The organism is Bradyrhizobium dasycarpum, assembly GCF_042019905.1.
Taxonomy (GTDB): domain Bacteria; phylum Pseudomonadota; class Alphaproteobacteria; order Rhizobiales; family Xanthobacteraceae; genus Bradyrhizobium; species Bradyrhizobium japonicum_B.
Genome location: NZ_CP169574.1, coordinates 5,196,558 through 5,222,767, shown reverse-complemented (window position 1 = coordinate 5,222,767; position 26,210 = coordinate 5,196,558). Strand labels below are relative to the sequence as shown.

The 26,210-nt window shown below is 64.7% G+C and carries 16 protein-coding genes and 4 pseudogenes; 10 read left to right on the top strand and 10 right to left on the bottom strand.

Features of this window, described 5'->3' with window-relative positions; translation table 11 throughout:
• Positions 1 to 112: 112 nt before the first annotated feature.
• Complete coding sequence (locus tag ACETMP_RS24965) at positions 113 to 538, bottom strand: DUF1330 domain-containing protein (RefSeq protein WP_028133779.1); 426 nt, start codon at positions 536 to 538, stop codon at positions 113 to 115.
• A gap of 167 nt (positions 539 to 705) precedes the next feature.
• Between ACETMP_RS24965 and ACETMP_RS24960 the strand changes: the two genes are divergently transcribed.
• A complete protein-coding gene (locus ACETMP_RS24960; RefSeq protein ID WP_375158243.1) occupies positions 706 to 2,913 on the top strand; it encodes a transglycosylase domain-containing protein in 2,208 nt (735 codons plus the stop codon).
• Between the two features lie 273 nt (positions 2,914 to 3,186).
• Here ACETMP_RS24960 and ACETMP_RS24955 read toward each other — a convergent pair whose 3' ends face one another.
• The 4 genes and pseudogenes from ACETMP_RS24955 to ACETMP_RS24940 all read right to left on the bottom strand — a co-directional run bounded on the left by ACETMP_RS24955 (position 3,187) and on the right by ACETMP_RS24940 (position 7,490).
• On the bottom strand, positions 3,187 to 4,026 hold the full coding sequence (locus ACETMP_RS24955; RefSeq protein ID WP_028133777.1) for a M48 family metallopeptidase: 840 nt from the start codon (positions 4,024 to 4,026) through the stop codon (positions 3,187 to 3,189).
• A gap of 217 nt (positions 4,027 to 4,243) precedes the next feature.
• Positions 4,244 to 5,571, bottom strand: a pseudogene (locus ACETMP_RS24950) (polyhydroxyalkanoate depolymerase).
• A gap of 121 nt (positions 5,572 to 5,692) precedes the next feature.
• On the bottom strand, positions 5,693 to 6,511 hold the full coding sequence (locus ACETMP_RS24945) for an ABC transporter permease (protein WP_375158242.1): 819 nt from the start codon (positions 6,509 to 6,511) through the stop codon (positions 5,693 to 5,695).
• 175 nt (positions 6,512 to 6,686) lie between these two features.
• Positions 6,687 to 7,490, bottom strand: coding sequence for an ABC transporter ATP-binding protein (locus tag ACETMP_RS24940; RefSeq protein ID WP_375158241.1), 804 nt, complete (start codon positions 7,488 to 7,490; stop codon positions 6,687 to 6,689).
• Positions 7,491 to 7,596: 106 nt separating this feature from the next.
• Here ACETMP_RS24940 and ACETMP_RS24935 point away from each other — a divergent pair, with 106 nt between their 5' ends.
• The 3 genes from ACETMP_RS24935 to ACETMP_RS24925 all read left to right on the top strand — a co-directional run bounded on the left by ACETMP_RS24935 (position 7,597) and on the right by ACETMP_RS24925 (position 11,019).
• The gene (locus ACETMP_RS24935; protein ID WP_375161983.1) at positions 7,597 to 8,928 is read left to right on the top strand and encodes an ActS/PrrB/RegB family redox-sensitive histidine kinase; all 1,332 of its coding nucleotides are present in this window, start codon (positions 7,597 to 7,599) and stop codon (positions 8,926 to 8,928) included.
• A 194-nt stretch (positions 8,929 to 9,122) separates the two neighbouring features.
• Positions 9,123 to 9,677, top strand: coding sequence for an ActR/PrrA/RegA family redox response regulator transcription factor (locus tag ACETMP_RS24930; protein ID WP_028133772.1), 555 nt, complete (start codon positions 9,123 to 9,125; stop codon positions 9,675 to 9,677).
• A gap of 217 nt (positions 9,678 to 9,894) precedes the next feature.
• The gene (locus tag ACETMP_RS24925; RefSeq protein ID WP_375158240.1) at positions 9,895 to 11,019 is read left to right on the top strand and encodes a c-type cytochrome; all 1,125 of its coding nucleotides are present in this window, start codon (positions 9,895 to 9,897) and stop codon (positions 11,017 to 11,019) included.
• 77 nt (positions 11,020 to 11,096) lie between these two features.
• Here ACETMP_RS24925 and ACETMP_RS24920 read toward each other — a convergent pair whose 3' ends face one another.
• Positions 11,097 to 11,588, bottom strand: a complete 492-nt coding sequence (locus tag ACETMP_RS24920) for an MmcB family DNA repair protein (RefSeq protein ID WP_028133771.1) — start codon at positions 11,586 to 11,588, stop codon at positions 11,097 to 11,099.
• Between the two features lie 258 nt (positions 11,589 to 11,846).
• On the opposite strand from ACETMP_RS24920, the pseudogene ACETMP_RS24915 reads away from it, so the two are divergent.
• Positions 11,847 to 13,547 (top strand): annotated as a pseudogene (locus tag ACETMP_RS24915) (alpha-amylase family protein).
• Positions 13,548 to 13,703: 156 nt separating this feature from the next.
• Here ACETMP_RS24915 and ACETMP_RS24910 read toward each other — a convergent pair.
• Positions 13,704 to 15,302: an alpha-amylase family glycosyl hydrolase gene (locus ACETMP_RS24910; protein WP_375158239.1), complete on the bottom strand. Its 1,599-nt coding sequence runs from the start codon at positions 15,300 to 15,302 to the stop codon at positions 13,704 to 13,706.
• Between the two features lie 162 nt (positions 15,303 to 15,464).
• Here ACETMP_RS24910 and ACETMP_RS24905 point away from each other — a divergent pair.
• A pseudogene (locus tag ACETMP_RS24905) lies at positions 15,465 to 16,134 on the top strand (MBL fold metallo-hydrolase).
• Positions 16,135 to 16,199: 65 nt separating this feature from the next.
• Here ACETMP_RS24905 and ACETMP_RS24900 read toward each other — a convergent pair.
• Positions 16,200 to 17,369, bottom strand: a complete 1,170-nt coding sequence (locus ACETMP_RS24900; RefSeq protein ID WP_375158238.1) for a PHB depolymerase family esterase — start codon at positions 17,367 to 17,369, stop codon at positions 16,200 to 16,202.
• Positions 17,370 to 17,514: 145 nt separating this feature from the next.
• A complete protein-coding gene (locus ACETMP_RS24895) occupies positions 17,515 to 18,921 on the bottom strand; it encodes an MFS transporter (protein WP_375158237.1) in 1,407 nt (468 codons plus the stop codon).
• A 244-nt stretch (positions 18,922 to 19,165) separates the two neighbouring features.
• Between ACETMP_RS24895 and ACETMP_RS24890 the strand changes: the two genes are divergently transcribed.
• Positions 19,166 to 20,401, top strand: coding sequence for an LLM class flavin-dependent oxidoreductase (locus tag ACETMP_RS24890; protein ID WP_028133767.1), 1,236 nt, complete (start codon positions 19,166 to 19,168; stop codon positions 20,399 to 20,401).
• A gap of 89 nt (positions 20,402 to 20,490) precedes the next feature.
• A pseudogene (locus ACETMP_RS24885) lies at positions 20,491 to 21,868 on the top strand (cytochrome P450).
• A gap of 367 nt (positions 21,869 to 22,235) precedes the next feature.
• Here the strand turns inward: ACETMP_RS24885 and ACETMP_RS24880 are convergent.
• Positions 22,236 to 23,075, bottom strand: a complete 840-nt coding sequence (locus ACETMP_RS24880) for an SDR family NAD(P)-dependent oxidoreductase (protein WP_375158236.1) — start codon at positions 23,073 to 23,075, stop codon at positions 22,236 to 22,238.
• Between the two features lie 179 nt (positions 23,076 to 23,254).
• Here ACETMP_RS24880 and ACETMP_RS24875 point away from each other — a divergent pair, with 179 nt between their 5' ends.
• Together ACETMP_RS24875 and ACETMP_RS24870 are read left to right on the top strand one after the other, a co-directional pair.
• Positions 23,255 to 24,220, top strand: coding sequence for a sensor histidine kinase (locus ACETMP_RS24875; protein ID WP_375158235.1), 966 nt, complete (start codon positions 23,255 to 23,257; stop codon positions 24,218 to 24,220).
• A gap of 220 nt (positions 24,221 to 24,440) precedes the next feature.
• Positions 24,441 to 26,177: a putative bifunctional diguanylate cyclase/phosphodiesterase gene (locus ACETMP_RS24870; protein WP_375161982.1), complete on the top strand. Its 1,737-nt coding sequence runs from the start codon at positions 24,441 to 24,443 to the stop codon at positions 26,175 to 26,177.
• The last annotated feature ends 33 nt before the right edge of the window (positions 26,178 to 26,210 follow it).

The following is a 26,210-nucleotide window of genomic DNA, read 5'->3' as shown; positions in this document are numbered from 1 at the left end:
GTTAGCCGAAGGCGTAACCCACCACTTCTGCCGATACACGGGAACGAGATGAGGTGGGTTACGCCCAGCGGACTGCGCTTCGCGCCGCCGCTGTGCTAACCCACCCTACAATCTAGGTCGGTATCTCTCCGAAATTCTTTCCGACTGGCAGCACGGCGTGCCGGATCAATCGCGAATCCTCCACGGCTGCCTGCCGATGCTTCACCGCCTCGCGATAGACGGGGTCGCGGATCATCTCGACGAAGGCGGCGACGCTGGGATATTCGGCGATGAAGCAATGGTCCCAGCGTTCCTCCGCTGGGCCGATCAGCATCAGCTCGAACTTGCCCTGCCAGACGATGCGGCCGCCGAGGCGTTCGAACACCGGGCCGCTCTCGCGGCCATAGGCGGCGTAGGCTTCCGCGCCGCTGGCCTTGCGGCCGTCCGGATAGGCCGCCTCCTTGCGCAACCGCACCAGGTTGAGCATGTGGATCGGGCCGGGACGGTCGTTGTCCCGGAACTGCGCGAAGATCTCCTTGGTCGGATCGATATGGCCCATGCGTGCTCCCTCTTCTTTATGGCGACGATCCTAGCTCCGGCGCCAAGTGAGCGGAACTGCGGGGCGCGAATGCCCCACCTCCTAATCGCGCGTTAACGCCGGGGTAACCGGGCCTTAAACAGCGACCGCTAGCGTCTCGGCGGGGCAGGCTGACCGGGCGTTTGCGTATGGCGTGGGGAAAGAAAAAGGGTGGGCGGAAGGAGCCGCTGTTCGGCTTGCCCGCAGCGCTCGCCGATCTGCGCCTGACCCCGGCGGACCGCGTCCCCGGCGGCGACGATAAGCCGAAGAAATCAGCGAAATCATCTACCAAGCGCAAGAGCGAGGACGCCGGCGACGAGCCACCGCGCGAGCGCAAGGCACCCGGCGGCCGCAGCGGCGCCAAGCGCCGCGCGAAGTCACGCGGCAAGTTCGGCCTCGGCCGCCTCGTCTATTGGGGCGCGGTGCTGAGCCTGTGGGGCGCCCTCGCCGTGGTCGGCGTCGTGATCTATGTCGGCGCCCATCTGCCGCCGATCCAATCGCTGGAGATTCCAAAACGCCCGCCGACGATCCAGATCGTCGGCATCGACGGCAGCATGCTGGCACAGCGCGGCGAGATGGCCGGCGCCAATGTCGCGCTGAAGGATTTGCCGCCTTATCTGCCGAAGGCGTTCATCGCCATCGAGGACCGCCGCTTCTTTTCGCATTTCGGCATCGATCCCGTCGGCATCCTGCGCGCCCTCGTCACCAATTTGCTCCACCGCGGCGTGTCGCAGGGCGGCTCGACGCTGACGCAGCAGCTCGCGAAAAACCTGTTCCTGACCCAGGAGCGCACCATCCAGCGCAAGCTGCAGGAGGCGGAGCTCGCGATCTGGCTGGAGCGCAAGCATTCCAAGGACGAGATCCTGGAGCTGTACCTCAACCGCGTCTATTTCGGCTCGGGCGCCTACGGCGTCGAAGCCGCGGCGCAGAAATATTTCGGCAAGTCGGCCAAGAACGTCACGGTCGCCGAAGCGGCGATGCTCGCCGGCCTCGTCAAATCGCCCTCGCGCCTCGCACCGAACCGCAATCCCGAAGGCGCGGAAGCGCGCGCGCAGATCGTGCTCGCGGCAATGGCCGATGCAAAGTTCATCACCGACGCGCAGGCCAAGGCCTCGATCGGCCATCCCTCCTACAACGTGAAACCGGCCGGCGCCGGCACCGTCAATTACGTCGCGGACTGGATCGGCGAAGTGCTGGACGACCTGGTCGGCCAGATCGACGAGAGCATCAAGGTCGAGACCACGATCGATCCGAAGCTGCAAAGCGTGGCCGAAGCCGCCATCATCGACGAGCTCGCGGCCAAGAGCGTGAAGTTCAACGTCAGCCAGGGCGCGCTGGTGGCAATGACGCCCGATGGCGCCGTGCGCGCCATGGTAGGCGGACGGAACTATTCCGACAGCCAGTACAATCGCGCAGTCACGGCAAGGCGCCAGCCGGGCTCCGCGTTCAAGCCGTTCGTGTATCTGACCGCGCTGGAACACGGCCTGACGCCCGACACGATACGCCAGGACGCGCCGATCGAGGTCAAGGGCTGGAAGCCTGAGAACTACACCCATGAATATTTCGGCGCAGTGACGCTGACGCAGGCGCTGGCGATGTCGCTCAACACCGTCGCCATCCGCCTCGGCCTCGAGGTCGGACCGAAGAACGTGGTGCGCACCGCGCACCGGCTCGGCATCTCCTCCAAGCTCGAGCCGAACGCCTCGATCGCGCTCGGCACGTCCGAAGTCTCGATGGTCGAGCTGGTCGGCGCCTATGCGCCGTTCGCCAATGGTGGCTTCGCGGTGGCGCCGCATGTCGTGACGCGAATCCGGACGCTCAGCGGCAAGCTGCTCTACATGCGCCAGCCGGAAGAGCGCAATCCGGTGATCGATCCGCGCTATGTCGGCATGATGAACGCGATGATGCGGGAGACGCTGATATCGGGCACCGCCAAGAAGGCGGAGATTCCGGGCTGGCCGGCCGCCGGCAAGACCGGCACCAGCCAGGATTATCGCGATGCCTGGTTCATCGGCTACACCGCCAACCTGGTCACCGGCGTCTGGCTCGGCAACGACGACAATTCACCGACCAAGAAGGCCACCGGCGGCGGCCTGCCTGTGGAAGTGTGGACGCGCTTCATGAAGACGGCGCACGACGGTGTGCCAGTGGCGAACTTGCCGAGCGCACCGGGCGGCTGGGGCCTGTCGAACCTCGCGCAGGCGGCATCGCAGGTGTCGCCGCCGACAGCGGTCGCACCGGCAGCGGCCAACAATGGCGGCTATCGCCCGCCGCCGACGCGCGCCAATGTGCGGCCGGAGGCTGCAGCCGGGCTCGATGGCTGGCTGATGGACCGGTTATTTGGCGGAAATCGGTAGTCGCGGGCCGAAGGCATTCGGGCCTCAGACCTAAAAACTGCGAAAACAACCCCATGCACAGTAGCCGGGGCTAACGATATCAACGGCTTGCGCGGGCAGCAAAAACACCGAAGGGGCCCTACGCTGTCATTCCCCGCGAAGGCGGGGAATCCAGTACGCCGCAACCTCTCGGCTCAACAACGGCTGTCTCTGGAATACTGGATCGCCCGCTCTCGCGGGCGATGACAGTGTTTGCTGAGTTGGCGCCGTGGGCGTGATCTTCGGGCCGAGGCCCTACTCCTCGACCCCGTAGCGGTGCAGATCGTTGCCGTAGGTGTCGAGCCACTTCTTGGCGCGCTCCATCGACGGGCAGACCTTGCCGCAGACGCGCCAGAACCGCGCCGAGTGGTTCATCTCGACGAGATGGGCGACCTCGTGCGCGGCGAGATAGTCCAGCACGAAGGGCGGCGCGAGGATCAGGCGCCAGGAGAAGGACAGCGAGCCGGCCGAGGTGCAGGAGCCCCAGCGGCTGGACTGATCGCGGATCGAGAGGCGCTTGACCCGGACACCGAGCTCGGCGGCATAGGCTTCCGACGAGCGTTGCAGATCCTTCCGCGCTTCGCGCTTGAGGAAGTCGCTGACGCGGCGGTCGACATGCTCGAGCCCACCGGCGACGCAGAGGATGCGTTCACCGCTATCGCGCATCTCGGTCCACACCGTGCCGCGCGTGCCGGCGCGATGAACAATGCGATGCGGCGTGCCGCGGAGCGGTATCACCGTGCCCGGCTGGAACGGCGCGGCCTTCGGCAAGCGACCGAGGCGCGCGGCAATCCACGCACCGTGACGCTGCGCGAAGTCCTTCGCTTCGGCGAGCGTGCCGCGCGGCGGGATGGTGAGGATGGCTTCGCGATCGCTCGGATGAATTCTGAGCGTGTAGCGGCGCGCGCGCCTGTGCCGGCGCAATCGGATGGCAAAAAATTGCGATCCGTGGGTGATGACGAGGGTCTTCGGTTCGTGGGGCCGCCGATAAAGGAGTGCGCGAGTGGCCATGTCTGTCAGTCCGGGGGGCAGGAGGGCGCCCGGATTCTGCCATAACCGCCGCCATGGGAAGCGCTCGGCGCAAAAACAAATCATTTGCCCAATATACAGCGGTCAGGCGTCCGGGAGACCCTACAGACTGGGGTTGGAACCGGCTTTTTTCGCCCTCGCTGGATGCATGCGACACCCCCAAGAGGTGAGCGCTGACTCACTCCTATAAAGCTACCTAAATACCGCGAATCTGGCGGGAACTCAGCCTCGTCCAAGCCTTCGGCAAAGCCTGGATTCGCGACGGGAAAGCCGAAAACGCGCCTTATTCCGCGGCGCGCGCCTGCAATGAGGACGGATTGGCCGCCGAGACCATGAAATCATGAATCCTCGGCACGATTTCCGACTTGAAGCGCGAGCCGTTGAACACGCCGTAATGTCCGACGCCCTTCTGAACGTAATGAACGCGGCGATGATCGGGGATCGAGCTGCACAAAGTGTGCGTCGCTTCGGTCTGACCGAGGCCTGAGATGTCGTCGTTCTCGCCTTCCACCGTCATCAGCGCGACGCGCGTGACCTTGGAGGGATCGACGCGTGTTCCCCGATGGGTCATCTCGCCCTTGGGCAGCGAGTGCTTCACGAACACGGTGTCGACCGTCTGCAGGTAATATTCGGCGGAGAGGTCCATCACCGCGAGGTATTCGTCGTAGAACTCGCGGTGCTTGTCGACGAGGTCTCCGTCGCCCTTCACCAGATTGGCGAACAGCTGCTTGTGGGCGTCCATGTGCCGGTCGAGATTCATGCTGATGAAGCCGTTGAGCTGCAGGAATCCCGGATAGACGTCGCGCATCATGCCCGGATGCGGGAACGGCACCTTGGTGATGACGTGGTTGCGGAACCAGTCGATACCGCGCTCCTGGGCCAGGTTGTTCACCGCGGTCGGATTGCGCCTTGTATCGATCGGGCCGCCCATCAGCGTCATCGAGGTCGGCACGAACGGATCGCGCCGCGCTTCCATGATCGAAACCGCGGCGACCACGGGCACCGAGGGCTGGCACACCGCCATGACGTGGGTGTTGCCGCCGAGCACGTGCAGCATCTCGATGACGTAGTCGATGTAATCGTCGAGATCGAAGCGGCCGTCGCTGAGCGGAACCATGCGGGCATCGGCCCAGTCGGTGATGTAGACTTCATGCGCCGGCAGGAAGGCCTCGACCGTTCCGCGCAACAGCGTCGCGTAGTGACCGGACATCGGCGCCACGATCAGCACGCGCGGCTGCGGGCTGCGCAAGGGCCGTGCGAACTTGCGATCGAAGTACAGCAGCCGGCAGAACGGCTTTTCCCAGACCGAGCGGATCTCGACCGGGACGCGGATGCCGTTGACCTCGGTGTCGTTGAGGCCCCATTCCGGCTTGCCGTAGCGGCGCGTGGTGCGCTCGAACAATTCGCAGGCCGCGGCGACCGACTTGCCGACCTCGGTGCGCGCCCAGGGATTGAGCGGATTCTGAAACAGCAGCTTGGTCGCGTCGGTGACGGCGCGCGCCGGATTGAGAGAGGCGTGCGCCATCTCGTACATCCAGTACATCGGCGTCGTCAGGACCGGACTGCCTTCAGCCGCCAGGGCGGCGCGCCGCCAAACTCACCAATGGGCATCGCTATTTTCCTCTTCGCATCGCAGCATACTGCCGAATGCGTAATAATGCGTCAATGCATGGTTCCGTACATCTACGTGGCCCAAGCGGGTAAACCAGCCTAAATCCACGAGAAAGTGACGTTATTCGCCGCCCGACAGCAACGAGCCGTGGTCTTTGGCGCTGCGCAGAAGAGCAAGGAATGCCCCAAAAGATGCAACCAGAAGCACGGCATTGATGGCCAGCGCGTGCAGCATCAGGTCGGCGCGAAAGGTGTTCTCGATCAGCAGCGCGCGCATTCCTTCGAACACGTAGGTCGGCGGCAGCGTCCAGGCGACGTATTGCAGCCAGACCGGCAGCACGCTGACCGGATAATAGATGCAGGCGAGCGGCATGATCGCGAACATCAGGGTCCAGACGATGCTCTCGGCACCAAGGCCGTTTCGCAGCACCAGGCCCGAGACGAAGATGCCGACCGACCAGCTCGTGAAGATCAGGTTGCAGAAGAACGCGATCAGCGGCAGGCCGAGTGCATAGACATTGAAGTGAAACAGGAACAGCGCCAGCAGCGTCATCGGGATCACCCCGATCGCGAGCCGGATCAGGCTCATGACCATGAGCGACAGCAGAAATTCGATCGGCTTGAGCGGGCTCATCATGAGGTTGCCGAGATTGCGCGCCCACATCTCTTCCAGAAACGAGATGGAGAATCCGAGCTGACCGCGGAACAGGATGTCCCAGAGGATGACGGCGCCGATCAGCGTGCCGCCGGCGCGCGCGAAGAAGTTGGCGTTCTCGGCGATGTAGAGCTGGAGGAAGCCCCAGGTGATGACCTGCAGCGCCGGCCAGTACAGCAGCTCGAGCAGCCGCGGCCAGGACGACAGCAACAGATACCAATAGCGCAGGATCATCGCGCCGATGCGGTGGATGGAGATGCCGGTGTGGTCGGAGACGTCGGTCATGGCGCTCTCCCGTAGCCCGGATGGAGCGCAGCGTAATCCGGGGCCGCCACCTCCGGAAAGACTGATCCCGGATTGCGCTGCGCTCCATCCGGGCTACGGCAGCCGTTCAGAGATTGGCTGGATTGCTTCGCTGCGCTCGCACTGACGGAAAAAGCGCCCGCGGCCGTGCTCCCCCTCACCGCGCCGCCTCCTTCGCGCCGTTCACCCGGCCGCGCGCGACGTCGAGAAACACCTCCTCCAGCGTGGTGCGGTTGTAGCGAGCCATGATCGCTTCGGGCGTGTCGTCGTCCTCGATGCGGCCGCGCTTCAGGATGATGACGCGGTCGCAGAGCCGCTCGACCTCGAGCATGTTGTGCGATGCCAAGAGGATGGTGGCGTTGTTGTCCTTGCGATAGCGCTCCAGATGCGCCCGTACCCAGTCGGCGGTATCGGGGTCGAGCGAGGCGGTCGGCTCATCCAGCAGCAAGAGCTCGGGCTGGTTGATCAGCGCCTTGGCAAGCGCGACGCGGGTCTTCTGCCCGGCGGACAGCTTGCCGTTGGCGCGATCGATGAAGTCGGTGAGATCGAGATCGTCGGCGAGCTCCTTGATGCGGCCGGCGAGGTTCTTCACCGCATAAAGCTTGCCGAACACGGTGAGGTTCTGCCGCACCGTGAGCCGCATCGGCATGTCGACATAGGGGCTTTCGAAGTTCATCCGCCCCAGCACGGCGGCGCTCTCCTCGGGCATCCGATGGCCCAGCACCTGGACCCGGCCGGAGGTCGGCAGCACCAGGCCCATGATCATCGCGATGGTCGTGGTCTTGCCGGCGCCGTTGCCGCCCAGAAGCCCGGTGATGCTGCCGCGCGGCAGCGAAAAGGAGATGTCGTCGACGGCGCGGGTCTGCTTGTAGACCTTGACGAGATGATCGACCGCGATCGCCGCGGACGGGCTGCGATCCGCGACAGTCGGCCGGCTTGAAGCCTCGTCATTCTCGGTCATGCTGACCGTTCTTCTGCTATTGCGGCAGGGAGCGCAAGGCTTGTAATCCGGTGGTTCCGCGAGCCCAGCGTTTGTGACTTTGGAAGGCGCCGCCACATTGGCCGATATGACCGAAATTGCCGCTTCGAACTTCCGCCACACGCAGCGGCATATCCGCCTGGACACGATCCTGCGGCTGCGCTGGCTTGCGGTGCTGGGCCAGCTCGCTGCGATCTTCATCGTGGCCCAGGGGCTCGAATTCAACGTCGAGATCGTCCCCTGCGTCAGCATCATCGCCTTGTCGGCCGCGGTGAATCTGGGGCTCCAGACCGCGGCCAACCCGATGCAGCGGCTGAAGCCGGTGCAGGCCGCCGGCCTGCTCGCGCTGAACATCGTGGAACTGGCCGGCTTGTTGTACTTCACCGGCGGCTTGCAGAACCCGTTCTCCTTCCTGTTCCTCGCGCCGGTGCTGATCTCGGCCACGGCGCTGCCGGCGCGGTTCACCTTCGGCCTCGGCCTGCTCGCGGTCGCCTGCGCCTCGGTGCTGTTCTTCTTCCACCTGCCGCTGCCATGGGATGCAGACGATCCGCTGGTGCTGCCGCCGATCTATCTGGTCGGCGTCTGGCTCTCCATCGTGCTCGCGATCGGCGTCACCAGCCTGTACTCCTTTCAGGTGACCGAAGAGGCGCGCAAGCTCGCGGACGCGCTGGCCGCGACCGAGCTGGTGCTGTCGCGCGAGCAGCATCTGACCCAGCTCGACGGCCTTGCCGCGGCCGCCGCACACGAGCTCGGCACGCCGCTCGCCACGATCTTCCTGATCTCGCGCGAGCTGGAAAAGACGGTGAAGGACGCCAGCATCGCCGCCGACCTGAAGACGCTGCGCGAGCAAACCCAGCGCTGTCGCGACATCCTGAGCAAGATCACCCAGCTCTCCTCCATCGGTGCGCCGTTCGACCGCATGAAGCTGTCGGAGTTGATCGAGGAGGTGGTGGCCCCGCACCGCGATTTCGGCGTCGAGATCAAGGTGCGGATCGCGGTCGCCGTCGTGGCCGAGCCGGTCGGCTCCCGCAATCCGGCGATCCTCTACGGCGTCGGCAACATCGTCGAGAACGCGGTCGATTTCGCTCGCACCACCGTCGAGGTGAACGCGTGGTGGAACAAGGACATCATCGACCTCGTGATCTCCGACGACGGTCCCGGCATTCCCCCTGATATCCTGAACCGCATCGGCGAGCCCTATCTGTCGCGGCGACGAACCGTGGACGAGGGCGGCGGTGAACGACGCGGCCTCGGATTGGGCGTGTTCATCGCGCGCACATTGCTCGAACGTACCGGCGCCAAGGTCTCGTTTACCAACCGGACCTTTCCGGAACACGGTGCCGTGGTCCAGATCAGTTGGCCGCGACAACGATTTGAGGCTATTGAGGCTATCGAGACCCTCGAAGAAACAATAGGATAGGGTATGGTCCGGAAAGGCCTTCAGCGTTTTTCCGACACGATCATGCTGAAAGCGAGAATCGCAAGCGCGATGAGCATTCAGCGCGCTTGTGTCCGCGACCTTGCGTCGCACAACGGGGCCGATCGACTATCGGCGGCCTTGGCACCGCCCGATAGCAAGGCCATATGTCAACGCGTTGGAGAGAGGACAGAACCTTGAACGCCATCGCCGAACTGAACGAACAGGCCGACCGCTCGCTGCTCATCGTGGAGGACGACAAGCCATTCCTGGAGCGCCTGTCGCGCGCCATGGAAACGCGCGGCTTCACGGTGACCTCCTGCGATACCGTCTCGGACGGTCTTGCGCAGATCGGCAGGGCTGCGCCCGCATTCGCCGTGGTGGATTTGCGGCTGGGCGACGGCAACGGCCTCGACGTGGTCTCGGCGCTGAAGAAGAAGCGTCCGGATGCGCGCGCGATCGTGCTGACCGGCTACGGCAACATCGCCACCGCCGTGACCGCGGTGAAGATGGGCGCGGTCGATTATCTCTCCAAGCCCGCGGATGCCGACGACGTGGTCGCGGCGCTGCTGTCGACCAACGCGGAGAAATCCGAGCTGCCCGCCAACCCGATGTCGGCGGACCGCGTGCGCTGGGAGCACATCCAGCGCATCTACGAGATGTGCAACCGCAACGTCTCGGAAACGGCGCGCCGGCTCAACATGCACCGCCGCACCCTGCAGCGCATCCTGGCCAAGCGCGCGCCGAGGTAATCCCGACGCTCACTCGGGGAAGCGCAGATCTCCGCCCTTCATGGCCGAGGCGGAGATGCTCGAGGTGGTCAAAGCGTCGTCGCTTTGACCTGGCATGGCCGATTCGTGAGGCCGCGAACGCGGAGTTAGCCCTTCAGGCGGATGAGCTGCCGGACTCCGCAGCTCTCGGCGCGTACGCTCCTGGCTCAACACGTTCAAAGTCGGTCGGCGGCTGAGCGTGCCCGGACCGATATCCCCACGCTATATTGACAAAGCCGGGTGCTGGCGTCGTGCGCTCGCTGAACTCGACGTTAACCTCAGACGGCGGATCATCGCGCCGACCTCACGCGTCGAACATATCGAGAGAACGATGGTTCATCCTACGCCGCTGCTTGCATCGCTTTGCTTCCGGACGCTACGTGCAATTGCCGTCGCTGTCGTCGCCGTAGCCGCACCAGGTGCCGGGCGTGCGCAGCAAGTCTCTCCGCCGGTCTGGACGGTGCCGGAAGTCGGCGCGCTGCCTGATGACGCTCATGGTCGGCTCGTGCGACGCGGGCGCGACCTCGTCACGGCGACCTACGCCCATATCGGGCCGGAGGTGCCGGACCCGGCCAAGCGCTACGCCGGCAACAATCTCGCCTGCAACAACTGTCATCTCGAAGCTGGCACGAAAAAATTCGGCTTGCCGATCTTTGGATTGGTCGAACTCTTCCCGCAATACAGTGCCCGCCTCGGCGCCGAGATCACGATCGAGGATCGTGTGAACTCGTGCATGGCGCGCAGCATGAATGGCCGCGCGCTGCCGCTCGACAGTCCGGAAATGCAGGCCTTCGTGGCTTACATCAAGTTCCTCTCGTCCGGCGTGCCGGCCGGTAAAGCGCTCCCAGGACTCGGCACCGGATCGATGCCTGAGCTCGATCGAGCGGCCGACCCCGTTCGTGGCAAAGCGATCTATGCGCGCGCTTGTCTCTCCTGTCACAACGAGGACGGCTCCGGAATACGCCGCAGCCTGCCGAGCGCCGATCTCGGCTACATGGTGCCGCCGCTCTGGGGCCCTGATAGTTTCAATGACGGTGCCGGCATGGCGCGGCTGATTACCGCGGCGAACTTCTTGCACTTCAACATGCCGCACGGAACGGACTACCTGAATCCGCAGCTCACGGTCGAGCAGGCTTGGGATGTGGCCGCCTATATGATCTCTCAACCGCGTCCGAGAAAGGCCGGTCTCGACAAGGACTATCCCGACCTTTCGAAGAAGCCGGTCGACACGCCTTACGGACCGTACGCCGACGGATTCGATCAGCAGCAGCAGCACATGTACGGGCCTTTCGGTCCGATCCGAGCGGCGCACGCCAAGAAGTAGCCGCGGCCCATTGCAAATCGGTGCCCTCGCGAATCACGAAGGCTCCGGATCACGCCGGCGCATCGTTCAGCGCGCGCCTATTCCCAGAAATCCGCGTGGCCTTGCGGATCGACCAGCCGGTTGATGCGCAAGGCCGCCGCCATCGCAAAGCGCACCGTCATCTGCTTGCGCGTGGCGGCGGCGAGCTTGTGCTCGGGCGCTTCGCAATGCAGATGCGCGCCGTAGGCGTCGGCGACGATCAGGCCGGTGTCCTGCGGAAAGATCTCGCACGGCAGGTCCTGCGTGAAGGCAAAGAACAGGCGGTCGCAATGGGCGCGGTATTCGTGCCATTTCTGGTCGGCACGCAGGTCCTCCACCGACGATTTGATCTCGACGATCCAGATCTCGCCGCGCTCGTTCAGCGCCACGAGATCAGCGCGCCGGCCCGAGGGTAGCGGCAATTCGCTGATGCAGGAGAAGCCGAGCGACCGTAACAGGCGCGAGGTGCCGCGCGCGATCGCGAGCGCCGTCTCGGACTGGCGGCGGTCGGGCGGCGGAACGAGGGAGAGGTTGCGGGCGGTGCTGTCCATGGCGGGGAAGATAGCCGATTCCGTCCCGCCCGTCATTCCGGGGCGCGCGCAGCGCGAACCCGGAATCCATAACCACGAAAAGTAGTTGTCGGGACGAGCAAGTGACTCCGAGTCATCACGAAACTGCTCCCTGTGGCTATGGGTCCCGGGCTCGCGCTGCGCGCGCCCCGGGACGACAGCGGAGTGCGGAACCGCTCTGGCCCTTAACACTTATCACGCAGCCGCCGCACCTCGGCGGAACCCCGAGGCGGCGCGCGCATGATCGACGATCTCTGGTACAAGAACGGCGTGATCTACTGCCTGTCGGTCGGCTCCTACATGGACGCCAACGGCGACGGCATCGGCGATTTCAAGGGCCTGCTCCGCAGGCTCGACTATCTGCATGGGCTCGGCATCACCACGATCTGGCTGATGCCGTTCCAGACCTCGCCGGGCCGCGACGACGGTTACGACATCGCCGATTATTACAGCGTCGATCCCCGCTACGGAACGCTCGGCGATTTCGTCGAATTCACCCATGGCTGCAAGCAGCGCGGCATCCGCATCATCATCGACCTCGTCGTCAACCACACGTCGGACCAGCATCAATGGTTCAAGCAGGCGCGGCGCGACAGGGATTCGCCCTATCGCGACTGGTATGTGTGGTCCGACACCAAGCCGGCCGGAGCCAACAAGGGCATGGTGTTTCCCGGCGTGCAGAAATCGACCTGGACGCGCGACAAGGAAGCCGGCGCGTACTACTTCCACCGCTTCTACGATTTCCAGCCCGATCTCAACACCTCCAACCCGCATGTGCAGGCCGAGATCCTCAAGATCATGGGCTTCTGGATCCAGCTCGGCGTCTCCGGCTTCCGCATGGACGCGGTGCCCTTCGTGATCGCGACCAAGGGCGCCAAGGTGAAGAAGCCGGTCGAGCAATACGACATGCTGCGCGCGTTCCGCGAATTCCTGCAATGGCGGCAGGGCGACGCCATCATCCTCGCCGAGGCCAACGTGCCGCCGAAGACGGACATGGAATATTTCGGCCACGACGCCGACCGCATGCACATGATGTTCAACTTCCACGTCAACCAGCACCTGTTCTATGCGCTGGCCTCGGCCGATTCGCGGCCGCTGGCGAAAGCACTGAAGGCGACCAAGCCGCGGCCGGCCACGGCGCAATGGGGCCTGTTCCTGCGCAATCACGACGAGCTCGATCTGGGGCGCCTGACCCAGGCGCAGCGCGACACGGTATTCAAGGCCTTCGGTCCCGACAAGGACATGCAGCTCTACGACCGCGGGATCCGCCGCCGTCTCGCGCCGATGCTGGGCGGGGACCGCCGGCGGCCTCGAGCTCGCCTACAGCCTGATGTGCACGCTGCCGGGAACGCCCGTGATCCGCTATGGCGACGAGATCGCGATGGGCGACGATCTCTCGCTCCCGAGCGCAATTGCGCGCGCACGCCGATGCAATGGTCGACCGAGCCGCATGGCGGCTTCACCAAGAGCGACAGGCCGGCCTGCCCTGTCATCGACAAGGGGCCGTACGGCTATCCGCATGTCAACGTCGCCAAACAGCGGCGCGACCCCAATTCCATGCTGAACTGGACCGAGCGCATCGTCCGCATGCGCAAGGAGGTCCCGGAGGTCGGCTGGGGCGATTTCGCCGTCATCCCGACGCGCGATCCCGCCGTGTTCATCATGCGCTACGACTGGCGCAACAATTCGGTGCTGTTCGTGCACAATCTCGACGAGAAGCCGCGCGAGATCGCGTTCTCGGCCGGGCTGCCGGGCGAGGCCGGCGCGCACCTGATCAACCTGCTCGCCGAGGACCACAGCCACGCCGACAAGCGCGGCCAGCACCGCGTGGTGCTGGAGCCCTATGGCTATCGCTGGTACCGCGTCGGCGGGCTGGATTATTTGTTGAAGCGGAGTGATATCGACGGCGATAAGGCGCGGGGCAAAAAGCATCCGGGGTGATATGTCGACACCCTCCGCCGTCGTCCCGCGAACGCGGGGACCCATAACCACAGGGAGAAGTGTGGGGCGCGCTGGTCACTCCAAGTCTTCGCCAAACCACTTCCTGTGGCTATGGGTCCCGGATCTACGCTTCGCTGCGCTTGTCCGGGACGACAGCTAGGGTGGGGTGACCACCACCCCTTCATTGCCACGCAGATCCAGCACGCCCTCGATCCGCTCACTCTCGCGATCCAGGAACGTCGACAGCAGGATGGTGCTGCCGAACTTGATCGCACTCGTCGTCACCGCGATCGGGTCGGCACCGAGATTGAGGGCCACGATCACCGCCTTGCCCGCGGCCTCGCGGCGATAGATCAGCAGATCGCCTTGCGCGGCGATCGGATCATAGTCGCCCGCGACCAGCGGCGGGCAAGTCTGCCGCAGGCCGATCAGGCGCTTATAGAGGTTGAGGATCGAGTGCGCATCGGCTTCGAGAGTGACGACATTGTCACGCACATGGTGCTCGGGCAGCGGCAGCCATGGCCGCACGGCGGAGAAGCCGGCGAATTCGGACGCGTCCCATTGCATCGGCGTACGGCAGCCGTCGCGGCCGACACCGATGCCGGGCACGTTCTTCTCGAAGGGATCGCGGACATCCTCCGGCGCGATCGCCACCTGGTGCATCCCGATCTCGTCGCCGTAATAGAGCGTCGGCGTGCCGCGTAGCGTCAGCAGCAACATCGCGGCGACGCGCGCCTGCTCCGTGCCGACGCGGCTCGCAACCCGCGGACGATCGTGATTGCCCAGCACCCAGTTCGGCCAGGCGCCGCGCGGCAGCGCCTTCTCGTAATCCTCGATGATCTTCTCGATCGAGCGCGCGCTCCAGAACGTCGAGAGCAGCGCGAAATTGAACGGCATCTGCGCGCCGGTGAGGTCGTTGCCGTAATAGGCCATCAGCCGGTGCAGCGGCAGATAGATCTCGCCGATCAGAACGCGCGCGCGATACGCATCGGTGACGCGGCGCATTTCGGCGATGACATCGTGCACTTCCGGCTGGTCGGTGGAATATTGCGTCAGGATCTTCTCGTTGGGCGGCCGACCCTCGACGTAATGCGGATTCGGGGGATTGTCGCGGAATGCGGCGTCCTTCACGAGGTGCCAGATCACGTCGACGCGAAAGCCGTCGACGCCCTTCTCCAGCCAGAACCGCATCACGTCGTAGATCGCGTTGCGGACGTCCGGATTGCGCCAGTTCAGGTCCGGCTGCTGGGCGAGGAAGGCGTGGTAGTAATATTGGCCCGTGGCCTCATCGAACTGCCATGCGCTGCCGCCAAACTCGGACAGCCAATTGTTCGGCACGCCGCCGTCATGGGCGGGATCGCGCCAGATGTACCAGTCGCGCTTGGGATTGTCGCGCGAGGCGCGGCTCTCGACGAACCAGGGATGCTGGTCGGAGGTATGGTTCGGCACGAGATCGAGGATCAGCTTCAGGCCGTTGTCGTGGACTGCCGCGATCAGCGCATCGAAATCGGCCATCGTGCCGAACAGCGGCTCGATGCCGGTATAGTCCGAGATATCGTAGCCGAAATCGGCCATGGGCGACGGGAAGATCGGCGACAGCCAGATCGCGTCGACACCGAGCGATTTGACGTAAGGCAGCCGCCGCAAAATGCCGGCGAGATCGCCGACGCCGTCGCCGTTCGAATCCTGAAACGAGCGCGGGTAGATCTGATAGAAGATGCCGTCGCGCCACCAATTCTCGTTGTCGTGAGCCATTCCGGAAGACCACCCAAAATCTGCCTCTCGCGCGGGAGAACGCGACAACACCGTCCGGGTTCAAATTGGCAGGCCAATTGGGACGGCCGTATGACTATTGTTCCGGGGTTAGATCCGAATCTTTTTGCTTGGCGGCCTGGCAAAAATCGGCATTGTGGCGCCATGACCGAGCAAAATGACACGGCAGCCAAAGCCGGCGCGATCATCGTCCCCGTGACGCTGTTCGAGCAGAACTGCACCATTATCTGGAGTGAGCCGTCCAAGAAGGCCGTGGTGATCGATCCCGGCGGGGACGTGCCGAAGATCCTGGACGCGATCAAGCAGACCGGCGTCACCGTGGAGAAGATCTGGCTGACCCACGGCCATATCGATCACGTCGGCGGCGCAGCCGATTTGCGCGACGCGCTGAAGGTGCCGATCGAGGGCCCGCATGAAGCGGACAAATTCCTGCTCGACAACGTGGTCGAAAGCGGCGCGCGCTTCGGCATGACCGGCGTGCGCAACTTCGCGCCCGACCGCTGGCTCAACGAGGGCGACACCGTGTCGATCGGCGATCTCGAGTTCGACATTTTGCATTGCCCCGGCCACTCGCCGGGCAGCGTGGTGTTCTTCAACAAGGAGCTGCGCTTCGCCCATGTCGGCGACGTCCTGTTCGCGGGCTCGGTCGGGCGCACCGATTTGCCCGGCGGCAGTCACGCGACCCTGATCGATTCGATCATGACGAAGCTGCTGCCGCTCGGCGACGACGTCGGCTTCATCTGCGGCCACGGCGCCGGCCTCGAGCATCGGCCAGGAGCGGATGACCAATCCGTTCATTACCGGAGAGATGTGAGGGTTGCGGCACACTCCCCGTCATTCCGGGGCGCGCAGTAGCGCGAGCCCGGGACGACCCGGGGGCTACTTCATCAATCCCGCGGCGGTCAGCGCGCGCGTGATGATCTGGCTGAGATCGAAGCCGCGGGCCTGCGCGCGCTTCGGCTCGGCCGGCTGTTCGGCGACCGCAGCGCGGATCGAGCGGGCGAGATGCGGCGCGGGCGAGAGCGCGGGCTTGGTTGAAGGCTTGGCGTCCGCAGGCTTGACGTCCGCGATCCAGGCGGTGAGGCCGAAGAACTTCGCGATGTGGTAGGACGAGGAAATGCCGGCCTCGATCAGGAACGCGCCTTCGGCGCCGTAGCGCTGGTCGTTGTCGGCGAGCCCCAGCGGCGTGCCGTGCGCCATGTCGGTGATGGCGTAACACTCGACCAGCGTCTCGCCGTCCTTGCCCCACCAGGCCTGCCGCGGATGACCGTCGACGACGGTCTCCGCCATCGGCGCGTCCGGCAATCCGTGCAGATCGAGCCATTGCTTGACGATCTCGTTGGCATTGCCGGGATTGACGGTGCGGTCGGCACTGCCGTGCCACACCGAGATTTTCGGCCAGGGGCCGCGATGATCGGAAGCGTTGCGCACGAGATCGCCGAGCTCGCGCGCCGGACGCACCGGGGAATGAAACATGCCCTCGAGCGCCTCGCGCAGATTCGAGGCGATGCCATAGGGCAGTCCCGCAATAACCGCGCCGGCGGCGAAGACCTCCGGATAGGTCGCGAGCATCACCGAGGTCATGCCGCCGCCGGCGGACAGGCCGGTGATGAAAACGCGCGCGGGATCGATGCGATGTGCCCCGACCATGTGCGCGATCATCTCGCGGATTGAGTGCGCCTCGCCGCTGCCTCGCGCCGTGTCTTCCGGGTTGAACCAGTTGAAGCAGGTATTGCCGTTGTTGATGCGCTGCTGCTCGGGCATCAGAAGTGCGAAGCCATAGTGCTGGGCCAGCGTCGACCAGCCGGCGCCAAGATCGTAAGCCGCTGCGGTCTGCCCGCAGCCATGCAGCACGACGACCAGCGCGCGCGGCTTCTGCAATCGCGCCGGCACGAAGGCGAACATGCGCAAGGCGCCGGGATTGCCGCCGAAGCCGGTGACCTCCTGCAATGGACTTGACGCATCCGCGCTGCGACCGAAATCGGCAAAGCGCAGACCGTCCAGCCTCGGCAGACGTCTCAACAGATCGATATTCTTGGCGAGCGACACGGCAACTTCCTGGTGGGCGACGTTCAACGTTCAGCCCAACCAGATAGTTGCTGCATTGCAAAATAAAAAGACCGTGGGCTGTCAATTCACCGGAACCACCGAATTGCTGCGGAAATCGGCACGCATTAACCGCATTGCCACAACTTCATGCCGATGCGCGGCGCAGCCACGCCAGAAATGCGGCGCAAATCATGATTAATGTGACAAACAGTCCGAGCGAGGCCAGAAATCCTGCGCGCACTGATTGCAAGGCTTCGATCGCGAAGAACACCGCGCCGATTGCGGCCACACCGGCCGCATTTCCGATCTGCGCAATGGTGCCGTAGATGCCGGAGGCCGAGCCTGCGGCGACAGGTTTCACGGTCGAGAGCACCACGCCGGAGAGCGGTGCCATCACCAATCCCTGACCGTAGCCGAAGATGATCATGGTGAGCGCGAGCAGGAGCGGCGACGCCGCATCGACAACACCTGCGACCAGCGCGATGGCAGCGAGGCCAGCGACCTGGATCGCGCAGCCTTCGATCAACACCTTGCTGCCGCGATGCCGCGCCCGCGCGGCGCTGTGGCGCGACGCCACGACGAAGGCCAAAGCGAGCGGAAGGAAGGCCATGCCGGCGGTGCGCGGCGGGATATCGAGGCCGCGCTGCATGAACAGCGTCATGACCAGATAAAAGGAGAGGTTGGCAAGGAAGAAGAAGAAGGCGGCACCGAGTCCGCGCAGGAAGGCGGCGTCGGACAGTAGCGCGAGATCGATCAACGGCATGCCGCCGGCGCGGGCGACCGCATGCTCCAGCTTCAGGAAGCCGGCGAGGATGACGCCGCCGACCGCCATCACGGCCCACAGCCAGGGGGCCCAGCCGACATCGTGACCGAACAGCAGCGGGCCGATCAGACACAGCAGCCCTGCGAACAGGACCACGCTGCCTTTGATATCGACCCTCGTCCCCGGACGCTGCGGCGCCGACGGCATGATGCGCCAGGCGGCGGCCGCAATGGCGAGGCCGCCGGGCACGTTGACGAAGAACACCGACCGCCAGCCGGTGCCGGCAAGATCGACCGTGAGCAAGAGACCGCCGAGCAGGAAGCCGGCCGCGCCGGCCAGCCCGAGCACGATGCCGTAGACGGCGAAGGCGCGGCTGCGGGATTCGTCCGTGAACAACAGATGCAGCGTCGCCAGCACCTGGGGCACCATCAGCGCCGCGGTCGCGCCTTGCGCCAGCCGGGCGATGATCAGCTCAGCGCCGGATTGCGCGAGACCGCACCACAGCGACGTCAGGGTAAAGCCGAGCACACCGGCGAGAAAGACGCTTTTGGTGCCGAGGATGTCGCCGAGCCGGCCGCCGGTGACGACCAGCGTGGCATAGGCGATCAGATAGATCGCGATCACGGATTCGATCTGGGCCGGCGTCGCCTGCAGCTCGATCGCGATGGTGGGAATGGCGACGTTCACGATGAAGGCATCGACGCCGAACATGAACTGGGCGGCCACGACGATCGCCAAGACCGACCAGCGGCGGGTCGAATCGATTGGCTTCGTGACGATCTGATGCATCGGTGCGGGTCCCTGGACGGTCGTTGCCCGATGATTGCAGCCCGCATGGAAAGCCGCGATTACCTCGCAGGTAAGGTTCGCGTGCGCTCCGCCTCTGCCCGCAAGCAGGGAAGAAGAAGCAACCCGTTTCGCTTGACCGCATGCCTGCATTCCGCAGCACGGGACATGGCGCGATTGCGTTTGCCCCCTCGGGCACGTAGCCTTGCCGCATCAACAAACAGAAAATCAAAGCCGGAGAAACGCCATGGCGCGCCTCAAGTTCGGAGCCTTTCTTGCCCCGCATCACCCGATCGGGGAGCATCCGATGCTCCAGTTCCGGCGCGACCTCGATCTGGTCGAGCAGCTCGACGCGCTCGGTTACGACGAGTTCTGGTGCGGCGAGCACCATTCATCCGGCTGGGAGATGATCGCCTCGCCCGAGATGTTCCTGGCCGCGGCCGGCGAGCGCACCAAGCGGATCAAGCTCGGCACCGGCGTGGTGTCGCTGCCCTATCATCATCCCTACAACGTCGCCCAGCGCATGGTGCAGCTCGACCACATGACCGGCGGCCGCGCCATCTTCGGCTCCGGCCCCGGCGCGCTCGCCTCCGACGCCCATACGCTCGGCATCGACCCGATGACGCAGCGCGACCGCCAGGACGAGGCCATCGGCATCATCCGCCGGCTGTTCAACGGCGAGCGCGTCACCGCCAAGAGTGACTGGTTCACCATGAACGACGCCGCGCTGCAGATCCTGCCGTTGCAGGAGGAGATGCCGTTCGTGGTGGCCTCACAGATCTCACCTTCGGGCATGACGCTGGCCGGCAAATACGGCATCGGCATCATCTCGCTGGGATCGATGACGACGCAGGGCCTGATGTCGCTGCAGCAGCAATGGCAGTTCGCCGAGGATGCCGCCAAGAAGCACGGCACCAAGGTGAACCGTGCCGACTGGCGCGTGCTCCTGACCTTCCACATCGCCGAGACCCGCGAGCAGGCGCGCAAGGAGGCCGGCGCCGGGCTGATGCGCTGGCACAACGAATATAATGTCGGCACGCTGCAGCGGCCGGGCCTCACCGCGTTCTCCTCGCCCGACGAGGCCGTGGACAAGACCGCTTTCGTCGAGGGCGCGGCCTCGACCATCGGCACGCCCGACGATCTCGTCAAGACTATCAAGAACGTGATGCAGGTGTCGGGCGGCGTCGGCGCCATCATCGGCTTCGTGCACGACTGGGCCAATCCGGAAGCGACGCGCCGGAGCTGGGACATGGTGGCGCGCTACGTCGTGCCGGAGATAAACGGCTATATCGACGGCCTGCGCAGGTCGCAAAAATTCGTGATCGAGAACCGCGCGATCTTCGAGCGCGCGGGCCAGGCGGTGATGGCCAAGATCATGGAGAACGAAAAGGCCGCCGAGGCGCTCAAGGTGACCGGCCCGGGCCGTGTCGCCATCCCCGCGGTCAACGCCCCGGATCTGCAGAAGGAGGCGGCGAAGCGGTAGTATGACGATCTCGTGCGCTAGACAACCGCAGCCTATCACGGCCGGATCGTGCTATGGTCGCGGAGCTTGGCTTAACCGGAGCAATCGTCATGTCGATGCAGAATGTGGCCGCAGCGGCGCCCGACTACACCGCGCCCAAGCGCAACGCCCTGACGCACATTCCAGGCGATGAAGGCTGGCCGATTATCGGCAAGACCCTCCAGGTGCTGGCCGACCCCAAAGGCCATGTCGAGGTGAATGGCGTCAAATACGGCCCGGTCTACCGTACCCATGTTTTCGGCGAGACCAATGTCGTGCTGCTCGGGCCTGAGGCCAACGAGCTCGTGATGTTCGACCAGCAGAAGCTGTTCTCCTCGACCCACGGCTGGAACAAGGTGCTCGGCCTGCTGTTTCCGCGCGGATTGATGCTGCTCGATTTCGACGAGCACCGGCTGCACCGCAAGACGCTGTCGGTCGCCTTCAAGTCCGGCCCGATGAAATCCTACCTCGCCGATCTCGACCGCGGCATCGCCGCGCGGGTCGCGCGGTGGAAGGCCAAGCCTGGCGAGATGCAGCTCTACCCGGCCATGAAGCAGCTCACGCTCGATCTCGCCGCGGCCTCGTTCCTCGGCGCCGACCTCGGGCCGGAGGTCGACGAGATCAACCGCGCCTTCGTTGACATGGTCGCGGCTGCCGTCGCCCCGATCCGCCGCCCCCTGCCCGGCACGCAGATGGCGCGCGGCGTCAAGGGGCGTAAGCGCATCGTCGCCTATTTCCGCGAACAGATTCCGCTGCGACGCGGCAATCACGGCGGCGACGATCTGTTCTCGCAGCTCTGCCGCGCCACCCACGACGACGGCGCGCTGCTGTCGGAGCAGGACATCATCGACCATATGAGCTTCCTGATGATGGCGGCACACGACACGCTGACCTCGTCGCTGACCTCCTTCGTCGGCGAGCTCGCCGCCAACCCGGACTGGCAGGACAGGCTGCGTGCGGAAGTTCTCGCGCTCGGACTGGCGCCGGGCGCACCCAGCAGTTTCGACGACCTCGAGGAAGATGCCGCTGTCGGAGATGGCGTTCAAGGAAGCACTGCGGATCAAGCCGCCGGTGCCCTCGATGCCGCGGCGGGCGATGCGCGATTTCACCTTCAAGGGTTTTACGATCCCCGCCGGCACTGCGGTCGGCGTCAATCCGCTCTATACCCACCACATGAAGGAGATCTGGCCGGAGCCGGACCGCTTCGATCCCATGCGCTTCACCGAGGAGGCCCAGCGCGGACGCCACCGCTTCGCATGGGTCCCGTTCGGCGGCGGCGCGCATATGTGCCTCGGCCTACACTTCGCCTATATGCAGGCGAAGTGCTTCGCGCGGCACTTTTTGCAGAACATCGAGGTGTCGCTGGAAGAGGGCTACAAGCCGGACTGGCAGATGTGGCCGATCCCCAAGCCGCGCGACGGCTTGCGGGTGCGGGTGAAGGCGATCTAGCGTCCACTCTCGTGTCCCGGATGCGCGCAGCGCGAGCCGGGACCCAGAATCTTGCGACACATTCAGCTTGGAGAGATGGGCCCCGGCTCTGCAGCGCATCGCTGGAGGAGCGCTGCGCTGCGTCCGGGGCACGAGACCTGCCGCGATCGCAGGCCTCGTAGGGTGGGCAAAGGCGCGGCGCGCCGTGCCCACGTTTCGTCGCGACAAGAATTCGTGGGTACGCTTCGCTTTGCCCCCTACGGCACTACATCGTCATTCCGGGGCGATGCCCAAGCATCGAACTACGGTGCGCAATTGCGCACCTGAGAATCTCGAGATTCCGGGTTCGCACTTCGTGCGCCCCGGAATGACAGAACGATACCTGCTTCTACGCCCCCTGATCGAACGCCTTGCGCAAGGCCACATAGCCCTGCTGCTGCTGGCTCCAGTTGCGGCCGCCGGTCATGGCGCCGTCGACGACGAGATCGTGGCCGTTGATGAAGCTGGATTCGTCGCTGGCCAGGAATACCGCCGCGTGTGCGATGTCGTCAGGCAGGCCGGCGCGCGGGATCGGCTGCGCGGTCTTGTAAACCTCGCGCATCACCGCCGGGGTCTTCTCCGCGGCATCGGTCGAGAGCCCCAGCGCCTTGCCGAAGATGCCGGTCGCGATCGCGCCGGGCGAGATCGAGTTGACCCGCACGTTGGATTCGCCGAGCTCCATCGCCACGCATTTGGTGAGATGGATCACCGCCGCCTTGGCGGCGCTATAGACCATCGAGGACGAGAACCCGGCGAGACGGCCGGCGATGCTGCCATTGTTGATGATGCTGCCTGACCCCTGCTTCCTCATGACAGGTGCGGCGTGCTTCATGCCGAGCATGACGCTACGCACCAGCGTCGCCATCGCCGCATCGAAGCGCTCGACCTCGAGGCCCTCGATGCCGCCGGTCTGTGCCGGGCCGCCCGCATTGTTGAACAGGCAGTCGAGCCGGCCGAACTTGTCCAGCGCGAGCGCGATCAGGGCCTGCATCTGCGCTTCGACCGTCACGTCGGTCTGGCGGAAGACGCAGTTGGCCCCGAGCTGCTTCGCCAGCGCCTCGCCTTCCGGTACACGCCGGCCCGCGATCACAATTTTGGCACCTTCGGCAATGAAGACTTCCGCAGTGCGCAATCCGATCCCGCTCGTCGCTCCCGTAATCACCGCAACCTTGCCGTCCAGCCTGCCCATGGAATGTTCCTGTTTTCAAACGATTTGACGCCAAACGGCGAGACCCGGCCGCCGCCATGGCCGGAGCCGCTACTATTCCTGCCCGCTTCCGCCGAGGCAAGCTATGCTTGTGCGCGCGGCATGCGTAACATCCCGATGGGTCGCGCGCTTTTCGAATGCCGATTGCAACTGGGCCGCGCATGGGGAAGCTGATCGACGAGTTCCGCAATGGCTGGCAGGGCACGGCGCCACCGTCGCTCGGTCTCAGCATCTCCTTTGCGGTTCTCTGCCTGTTGGCCGCGACCCTGGTGCGCTGGGGACTCGCCCATGTGCGTCCCGACGTCTACTTCACGCCCTACTTTCCGGCCGTGTTCTTTGCCGCCGCGTTCGGAGGCTTCCGGATCGGGATCGTGACCGCGCTGGTCGGCGGTGTGCTCGGCGTCGTCGTGAATTTCGGCGATGCCTTTGCCGATCGCGCGCGGTTTGCCCTGCTGGCGCTCTATTGGGCGGTCTGCGCGCTCACCATCTGGGGCGTCGAACACTATCGCACCATGCTGGCGGAACAGCGCCGGATCTCCAGGCGCCTGATCGAGGAAGAAGAGTATCGCAAGCTGCTGGTCGACGAGCTCCAGCACCGGTTGAAGAACAAGCTGTCGACGGTTCACGCCGTGCTGCACCAGGTGCTGCATGACCAGCCGCAGGTCTGGGCCCGGGTCGATCCGCGGCTGCGCTCGCTCGCTGCGACCGACGATCTGATCTCGCGGATCGACAAGGCCGGCTGCGACATCCGTGATCTCCTGATCTCGGAGCTCGGGCCTTACGGCCATGTCCGCTTCACCCTCAATGGCGAACGACTGTTCCTGCCGCCGAGGCTCGCAGTCACGTTGTCATTGATGTTTCACGAGCTCGCCACCAACGCCGGCAAATATGGTGCGTTCTCCGCACCGCGCGGCCTGTTGCAGGTGTCGTGGACCGTCAGCGACGACCGCCTGACCATCACCTGGGACGAAACCGAGGGGCCGAGCGTGGACAAGGTCTCCGAGCCCGGCTTCGGCACCAAGCTGCTGAAATCGGCCCTGTCGGCCTTCGACGGCAGGACCGAGATCTCTTACCTGAAGACCGGGCTGCATTGCATCATGCAGTGCCGAATTCCGCAAAGCGAATAGCAGCGCGCGCCAAGCGAAAGCGCACCCGCGCCCTTCGCCTGTGCTTTCGCAGGCGCCGTTGACGCTCTGTTAATGACGATTGTCAGCGCACCCCGCAACGCCGCAAGTTTCCGCCAAAACAGACCCGTATTTCTCCGGACCCCTTAACCAAACTTAAGAGGGAACCGCGCAAGATGCGGCCATTGCAAAGCGCGCTGAAACAACAAGATTCATGACATCTATGAACGACAACGAATATTCCGGCGCGACTGAAGCCGAGCTCGGTTTTCTCAAGGAAATCGTTAGAATGCTGCCGGCCGGCCTGACCGTGCAGGATGCGCATGGCGAGCTGCTGCTGGTCAACGACGCCGCGGCCGCGCAGCTCGGCATCGACGGCAGCCGTCCTTCACCCGACCTGACACCGCGCCGCGAGGCCTGTCGCCGCGCCCTGAACGCCGGCCAGGCCGTCGTCATGGAGGAAGCGCTGCACGGCGGCGCCGCACGCCAGGTGCTGCTCACGACCCATCGTCCGGTTCGGCTCGCCGGACGCGAGCTCCTGATCTCGGCATCCTCCGACATCACCGAGCAGAAGAATTTCGAGGACCAGCTGTTCCGCTCGGCCTATTTCGACGAGCTGACCGGATTGCCCTCGCGGCGTGTTATCGAACATCGCGCCAACAGCCTGCTTGCGGAGAACGGCGGCGGCGGGCGTTTCGCGCTCGCCTTCCTCGACGTCGACAATTTCAAGCACATCAACGACTATTACGGCCACGCCGTCGGCGACGCGCTGCTGGTCGAATTGTCGAAGCGGCTCGGACGGGACCTGCGCGATTCCGACATGCTGTCGCGCATCTCCGGCGACGAATTCCTGCTGCTGCTGTCGCCGATCCAAAGTGTGGAGGAGGTGGCCGAATTCATACAATCGACGCTGGAGCGGCTGACGGCGCCGTTCTTCATCGACAATTCGGAAGTCTTCGCCTCCACCTCCGTCGGCATCAGCCTCTATCCCGATCACGGAAACAGCTTCGAGGCGCTGCGCCAGAACGCCGACATCGCGATGTACCGCGTCAAGAACGACGGCAAGGGATCGGCGGCCTTCTTCGACTCCAGCATGGAGCGCGAGGCATTGGCGCGGATGAAGATCGAGCAATCGCTGCGACTGGCCATCCTCGAGAAGCGCTTCTGCTGCGCTTTCCAGTCCAAGGTCGACATCCGCACGCAGGCCGTGAAGGGCATCGAGGCCCTGGTACGCCTGCGCGACGACGAGGGCGTGATCCAGGCGCCCGGCTCGTTCATCAATCTCGCCGGCGAGCTCGGCCTGATCGACGAGCTGACCCACCTCGTGCTCGCCGAGATCGTCAAGTCGATCGACGCGATCAACGCGACGTTCGGCGCCGACGCGACCATCAGCATCAACGTCGCCGCCAAGCAGGCCGGCAACCCCGAGTTCATGCGCAGCTTTGCGCGGGCGCTGGAGGAGACCGGCTTCCCGCAGCGCTTCATGATCGAGGTGACCGAAGACGCCTTCGTCGCCAAGAATCATTTCCAGGCCGAGGTCCTGCCGATGTTCCGCAAGCTCGGCGTCGGCATCTCGATCGACGATTTCGGCACCGGTTATTCCTCGCTTTCGGCGCTCGCCGACATCACCGCGGACGAGATCAAGATCGACCGCTCCTTCATCACCGACATTCACAAGCGCCCGCGCAGCCAGGGCATCCTGCGCGCGATCGAATCCTTGAGCGAAGCGCTCGGCATGACCGTGATCGCCGAGGGCCTCGAATCCTACGAGGAGCTCGCCTATCTCCAGGCCGCGACCAAGATCCGCTACGCGCAGGGCTATTACTTCTCGCGGCCGATCTTCCTCGAGGAGCTGAAGCTCGCAACCCCGCTCTCCAGTGAGGCGCGGGCCAACGTCGCGAGCCGCCCGCACCAGCAGAACCGCCAGGGCTATTCGCGGGCGAGCGGATATCGACGATAGGGCGAGAGCGTCGCCGCATGCTCCGCTGTCGTC